Below are 6,161 nucleotides of genomic sequence, written 5' to 3'. Positions count from 1 at the left end.
TTTCCTTACCTACTATAGGACTAATATTTGATTTCTGAAAAAGCTCGGTACAGATCGAAAAGCCTAATTCCTTATTCCCTACTCCCTACTCCCCGCCCACACAGATAATTTCAAAAATCAAATACGATTCCTATATAGCACTTGCCAATCCTCCCTATTGCAAAATTAATCTCGCTTCCGATTCCGAACTAGCCCGGTTTGAGATGGCTTATAAATGGATGAAACACGGAAATGGAAGCTACGTAATTACATCCAAGTTGAAAACCCAAGCAGAACAAGAGTGCTTATTTGTAGAACAGTGTTTAAATCAATTGCAACCTGGTGAAATAGTCTGTATTTTGGTGTCTAATGGAATTCTTTCTTCATCTAACCAAGCACACTTTCGCCGATGGCTATTAGAAGACATGGCTTTGCTAATTGCTTCCATTCAGTTACCTACAGAGAACTTTCAGGTAGAATGTGGATTGGTAATTATCACCAGCTTTTTGATTCTTCAGCGCAAAGGTGGAGATTTACCAGTACCAGAAGATTACTCAATCTTTATGGCAGTTGCAGATAAAATTGGTTTTGATAGTCGAGGCCATCGTCTCTTTCGTCCAATTATAAATGGGCAACAAACCCAAGAAATTGATAGTGATTTACCTCTGATTCTAGAAGAGTTCAAAAAGTTTATCAAGGAGGTTTGGCAAAATAATGTTGATAAATAGCACTTGCTGTCTATTAGCGCCGTCAAAGTTACCTATGCAAGTTGTATATGGGGAAAATCAGGACGTATCTCATGAATTTGCAGACTTACTTTAACTACTATAGGATTCCTGTTTAATTTTTGAAAAACTGAGAAAATAGAACCCTTGCGTCATAAAGGTTAGAGCCTCAGTATACTTAGTAAGATTTAAGTCGGATTCCTATAGCTATTTTCTAATCTAGAACTTAAAATAGTCGTTAATACTGTTTGCGGGACTTTGGTGTGACTTCCGAACCTAGCATCTGAAGCTATCCTAGCTTGTCGTGCCGTCATTCCCCGAACAGTATCCCCTTCAAAAAAAGCCACTATGTCAACAATGGACATTAATCGGGCTAACCAACATCAGCAGGTGGCAAGGGAAGATTTAGTCATGTTCATTAATGCCTGCCTCTCCTGCACAGGACAGCGTGAGTTCTACGGTGATGGTTATGGGCAGCGCGTATCTATTGACTTTTTGCACGACTATATTTTAGGTAATTACCGCTTACTCTATACCCGGACATTGGCAGCAGGGATAAACCACTTCAACCAAGCGCAGATTATCCTCAAGTTACTAGCAACAGGAAAACATACACCTCCTGAACATCGACAAGAAGAAGGTGCATTAATTGCCGCAGCATTAACAGCCCTACCACCACAAAGAGGTTGGGAAGTATTGCAACAATTACGGAAAAGAAGTATTAATAATCGTCGTAGCAGAGCGATCGCTCGTGATTATCTCCAGCAAAAACGTGACATTAACTTTGATGCTGTGAAGTATCGCTCCAAATTTCGAGCTATAGCCTCCCATGCTCACCTCACCCTACCAGGGGAATTAGGTAATTTTCTCTTTGGTAAATGGAAACAACAAGTTTATCAAACAGAGCTATTCGAGATATTTCGCCAAGCACACTATAGCGCTCAAGCAGTTTATCAACTACCCTTTACAGTTGCCGAAGGTTTAGCAGCGAAACATGGAATTAAACGAGAGGTCTTTTTATCTCGTATTCAAGAGCAAATGACTTTGAATGAAAAATTGCGCTTTCAAACTTCAGCCAACCGCACAGAAGTAGAAATCGACATTAATTTAGGTCGTCTCCCCCTAACTCGTTTGGCACTGTATATCCTATCCTTGCCATTGGATACTCGCAAACAGCAGTGGGAAATCTTAAACCAAGCATTAGAGAAATCTGCTGCCTTCACATTAAGAAAATCACCCCTAAAACTAGGACGAGTAGCCGCAGTCCTAGATTGCAGCTACTCCAGTTCCGGTTCAGCCGAAAAACATCGTCGTCCTTTAGGGGTAGCCTTAGCTACTCATTACTTACTAAAAGCAGCATCCCAGGAATACCAAGCTTTTTGGACAGCATCAACCAGCGATCCACTGCTGATTCTACCTCGTGGACAAACAGACCTAGCTACTCCCCTACTGGATGCTTTGGACTGGGGCGCAGATTTAGTAGTACTTGTCACCGATGGTTGGGAAAACGATCCCCCCAGTGGAGCATCGGAAATTCTACGTGTATATCGCGATCGTTTAGACCCGAAACAAAAAACTTCGATTATTCATTGCAATCCTGTTTACAACGCCGATGACTTTTCTTTACACCCCCTTAGCCACACAATCCCCACAGTAGGATTACGGGATGCAGAAGATTTACCTACGATGTTGGGCTTTGCTCGGTTTGCTGAAGGTACTGCATCTTTAGCCGAATTGGAAGCATATTTAGCAGAGCGAGTCAAGCAAATGTTAAGGGTATAGGCTGTAAGGTATAGGTGTACTTCATATAGTTGAAAACCGTTGTAAATATTCCACTATGGCCAAAGACCTATTCCACCAAGCCGTCAAGCAAGCCTTAATCAAAGACGGATGGACAATTACTAGCGATCCATTAATCATTCGCATAGAGCGCGTTAAACTAGAGATTGATCTTGCTGCTGAAAAAGTATTTGCTGCTGAAAAAGATGAGCAGAAAATTGCTGTAGAAGTTAAAAGCTTTATCAATCCCTCCGTCATTACTGACTTTCATAATGCACTAGGGCAGTTTCTCAACTATCGCCTTGCCTTAGAAATGACTGAGCCCGATCGTATCCTCTATTTAGCTGTTCCTATTGATATTTTTAATACTTTTTTTCAGGAGCGTTTTACTCAAGCGGCAATATCACATTATGCCCTAAAAATAATAGCATATAAACCGAATACAGAGGAGATAATCGAATGGAAAAACTAGCCAAATATCGCCAAATTGTGCGCGAATTATTAATTGCCCATGCCACCCCAAACCCCCCAAACGAACCAAATATTGAATGTCAACTCATTTTTGATACAGAACACGATCACTATCAAATTCTAGATATTGGTTGGCAAGAGTTTAATCGTATTTATGCCTGTTACATTCATTTAGACATTAAAGATAATAAAATTTGGATTCAGCACAACATGACAGAAGCCGATATTGCTCAAGAGCTAGTGGAAAGAGGAGTTCCAGCTTCAGATATTGTTTTAGGCTTGCATCCCCCATACAAACGTCCTTATACCAAATACGGTGTTGCTTAAAGCTAATAAAAATAGACACCCTATCCTATGGCATCCAAAAGCAATCTGTTAGCAGACATATCACTCAAAGGACTAGAAATTGCTCCTTCTCAAATACGGGGAGCAGTGCGGATTGTGCCATTATTGCGCCATCAAGTACGTAACGATTTGCGCTTGCTGCGTCGTAACTATGATGAAGATTTAGCAGTTGTTTCCTTAGCAGGAGAAATGACAGCACCAGGAATGAAATATTTTTCCTATGTTCCTCACGGACTAGTGTTGTCTTGGACTAATGACGGCAGTCCTGTGGGGGCTTTTGGGGGACAGCTTTTTAAAACAGATGGGAAACAGCTAAACTATGGTTGCGCCAGTGTCCGGTTAATGCACCGGATGGTGAAGCGGGAATCTACTAATCAACTGAGATTTTTGCCACTGCACTTGGCAATGGAAGGCTTTTTATCAATGTTTTTCTCTGGCCCTGATATTGCCTGGAGTGAATATTCTAAGTATGCCCTTTCTCATGGGTTGGGTAGCCGAATGGAAAGCTCTTTTAGTGGACGTTACATTGCTGGACTTGAAGATGCTTTGCGGGTATTTGAAATTCACTCTCGACAGGTTGGAGTATTAGTATTTGTTGCCGAAGCATTAGCATCAGCTTTTGTAGTACCGACACCAGAGGACTATCGACTTTTGCACAATAGCTTATTAGAAGATTTCTATGGTGAGTTATTGTACCAATACGCTTTACTGCACGATACTACTTTTCCAATGAGTGTATCTTTAGATGAGTCAAAAATTAATGATTTAACAGCTTTGAGAGCAGCAGTACAAAATATGCGTTCAGATTGGGCATCGTTTCAGGGTTTCATGGCCGAGGGACTGTTAGGACGCAAGTTAATTTCCCAAAAAGTCTATACTGCTGGTTCGTTCATGTTACAACGATTTATTACTGACCTCAACCCCAACGAAGAAAATCATATTGGGGAAGCGATTATTCGAGAGAATGGTGAATTGGAGTATTTGAAGACTTATCGCTTATCAGGAATACAGACTCGCCGAGTTTATTTGCTGAGTCAGTTAGCAGAGCATAATTGGAATTTGGATGCTACAGCTAGTAAATTGGGCAATACACGAGAGGAATTTGTGCTGCGTTTAGAAAAGGTGGGTTTTGGTTATTTGCTTAATGCAGAAGTACGACAAGCGGCATTGAAAAAAGTTAAGGGTAAAAGGTGATATTGTCTTGCTAAGATTCAGCATTAATTTGTAAAGTTTTAATTTCAATACATTCGCCAATTTCCGAAATAGTAAGCTATCGCGCGTATAACTTGCACTTCTTAGGGTCTACAACCATTGGTAACTCTGTAATGCTCTAGAAAATTACAGATGCGACAGCTTATAACACTGAGTTAAACGGGGTGAATACAACCTAAACAAGCGAAAAAAGACTGCTCAAATCCAGCAGCAAATACTGAATATTCTACGCAGTGAGCAACAAGATATCCAACAATATTTCGCTTATTAAGAGCTACCAGCCTCTTATCCTTGCAATCCGGGTGTTTGATAAACTCGTGTTGGAAAATTTTCTAAAACATCAGTTTCACTGCTACTAGACTCCTGTGCAGGTGCTACATCTTCCTCTGGTAATGGCAACATCCGCGCTGCTGACTCAATCCGTTCATGTAATGCTTGTGTTAACGTTTTAATATCAGGAATTATCAATACCTTTGCCAATTTACGAGGGTTCAACACCTGTAGAAACGGGATGAATACGTCCTAAAGAAGTAAGCTTGGCAAAAATCTGGGCTAATAAAATAGGCTCAGGGATTTCTGGAAGCATTTTTAACATTTCACGAACATATCGAAAACCACGATAGTAAGCCTTAAGGTCAATAATGCCAGAACCGGGATTGAGTTGCTGGAAATCAGCGAGAAGATGGTGGGATAAATTGACCATAAAAAATGCTAAATTAGAAGCATTAGTCACGGCAGTTTGGCTCAAGTTCATAAAATCTTCCAATCCCCAAAACTGCTTGGCATCCCTAAAATTAAACTCAATTTGGAAACGGAGTTTGTAATAGCCGATAATTTTTTCAAATGACAGAGTTAGGTCGCTAGAAAAAAGAATTACATGGCTGGAAGCATTAGTTTTAAGATTGGTTTTGACCAAAATCACTACATTGAGAGCCTGGGCAAATTCTTTGTGAATAAGAGTAGCTTGATAAATATCAGTTTGAATCTCATCTTCAATAGCACTTTTACATAAATATTTGTAAGGTATATTACAATAGTCTAGCTTGTCCCCGTATTTCCGACGAGAGCGTTTACTGGAGTCAGGATTTTCATAAGGGAAGTATAATGCTGAATTATGGCGCAATTTGGAAATTATGTGCAAGTTGACAAGACGTGCCATCTGTAAAGAATTATTGTTACCAAAATGACCATCTACTACCAAGTAGGTCAGGGGAATAGAGTTAGCTAATAACTTGAATAGTGAACTAATCATTTTCTGAATTAGTATTAATTCAGATGTTAATATCACTTCCTTTTTATTTTGTTTTTACTTCCTTTTGGTCGCCCACGCCCACGTTTCTCTTTAGGTTTTGGTTTCTCGATTGTCGAGGTACTTTTTGTTTGAGTATCTTTCTTTATTACCTGTTATATCTGTATCGGAAATGAGTGCCTCTGTTCAACGCTCACTAATGATAATACAAAGAAAGATAATCCTTATATCGGTTTATTGGCTAGGCAAGAATTGAATCTATCTAATCCATAAGTCTTTCTACCCGATTTACTGACTACCACTTCATCTCCTGCAAGCAAATATACTTCATTCGCACGTAATAAATGCTTGCGGAAAAATAGCCAAAACAACGTCGCCCAAGGTATTACTGTATAAAAGAA

The 6,161-nt window shown here is 39.9% G+C and carries 6 protein-coding genes and 1 pseudogene; 5 read left to right on the top strand and 2 right to left on the bottom strand.

Annotated features, from left to right (window positions below; translation table 11 throughout):
* The first annotated feature begins 218 nt into the window (after positions 1-218).
* From IQ229_RS09395 to IQ229_RS09375, 5 genes are all read left to right on the top strand, one after another.
* Positions 219-707, top strand: a complete 489-nt coding sequence (locus IQ229_RS09395; protein WP_228013339.1) for a class I SAM-dependent methyltransferase — start codon at positions 219-221, stop codon at positions 705-707.
* 354 nt (positions 708-1,061) lie between these two features.
* Complete coding sequence (locus IQ229_RS09390) at positions 1,062-2,486, top strand: hypothetical protein (RefSeq protein ID WP_194043126.1); 1,425 nt, start codon at positions 1,062-1,064, stop codon at positions 2,484-2,486.
* Between the two features lie 55 nt (positions 2,487-2,541).
* Positions 2,542-2,955, top strand: a complete 414-nt coding sequence (locus IQ229_RS09385) for a XisH family protein (protein WP_094333514.1) — start codon at positions 2,542-2,544, stop codon at positions 2,953-2,955.
* Complete coding sequence (locus IQ229_RS09380; RefSeq protein ID WP_094333515.1) at positions 2,943-3,281, top strand: XisI protein; 339 nt, start codon at positions 2,943-2,945, stop codon at positions 3,279-3,281. Before IQ229_RS09385 ends, IQ229_RS09380 begins: the two co-directional genes overlap by 13 nt.
* A 27-nt stretch (positions 3,282-3,308) precedes the next feature.
* Complete coding sequence (locus IQ229_RS09375) at positions 3,309-4,493, top strand: ARPP-2 domain-containing protein (protein ID WP_194043124.1); 1,185 nt, start codon at positions 3,309-3,311, stop codon at positions 4,491-4,493.
* Between the two features lie 303 nt (positions 4,494-4,796).
* Here IQ229_RS09375 and IQ229_RS09370 read toward each other — a convergent pair whose 3' ends face one another.
* On the bottom strand, positions 4,797-4,991 hold the full coding sequence (locus IQ229_RS09370) for a hypothetical protein (protein ID WP_228013338.1): 195 nt from the start codon (positions 4,989-4,991) through the stop codon (positions 4,797-4,799).
* 1 nt (position 4,992) lies between these two features.
* A pseudogene (locus IQ229_RS09365) lies at positions 4,993-6,161 on the bottom strand (transposase); the annotation flags it as partial.

It is taken from the genome of Nostoc cf. edaphicum LEGE 07299, assembly GCF_015207245.1.
GTDB classification, from domain to species: Bacteria; Cyanobacteriota; Cyanobacteriia; order Cyanobacteriales; family Nostocaceae; genus Nostoc; species Nostoc edaphicum_B.
Note: the sequence above shows the minus strand (reverse complement) of the source record. Positions and strands in the feature narration are given on the sequence as shown.

Excerpts from the sequence above, each read along its gene's own strand:
- IQ229_RS09390 (WP_194043126.1), top strand. The coding sequence starts at position 1,062 with ATGGACATTAATCGGGCTAACCAACATCAGCAGGTGGCAAGGGAAGAT.
- IQ229_RS09385 (WP_094333514.1), top strand. The coding sequence starts at position 2,542 with ATGGCCAAAGACCTATTCCACCAAGCCGTCAAGCAAGCCTTAATCAAA.
- IQ229_RS09395 (WP_228013339.1), top strand. The coding sequence starts at position 219 with ATGAAACACGGAAATGGAAGCTACGTAATTACATCCAAGTTGAAAACC.
- IQ229_RS09380 (WP_094333515.1), top strand. The coding sequence starts at position 2,943 with ATGGAAAAACTAGCCAAATATCGCCAAATTGTGCGCGAATTATTAATT.
- IQ229_RS09375 (WP_194043124.1), top strand. The coding sequence starts at position 3,309 with ATGGCATCCAAAAGCAATCTGTTAGCAGACATATCACTCAAAGGACTA.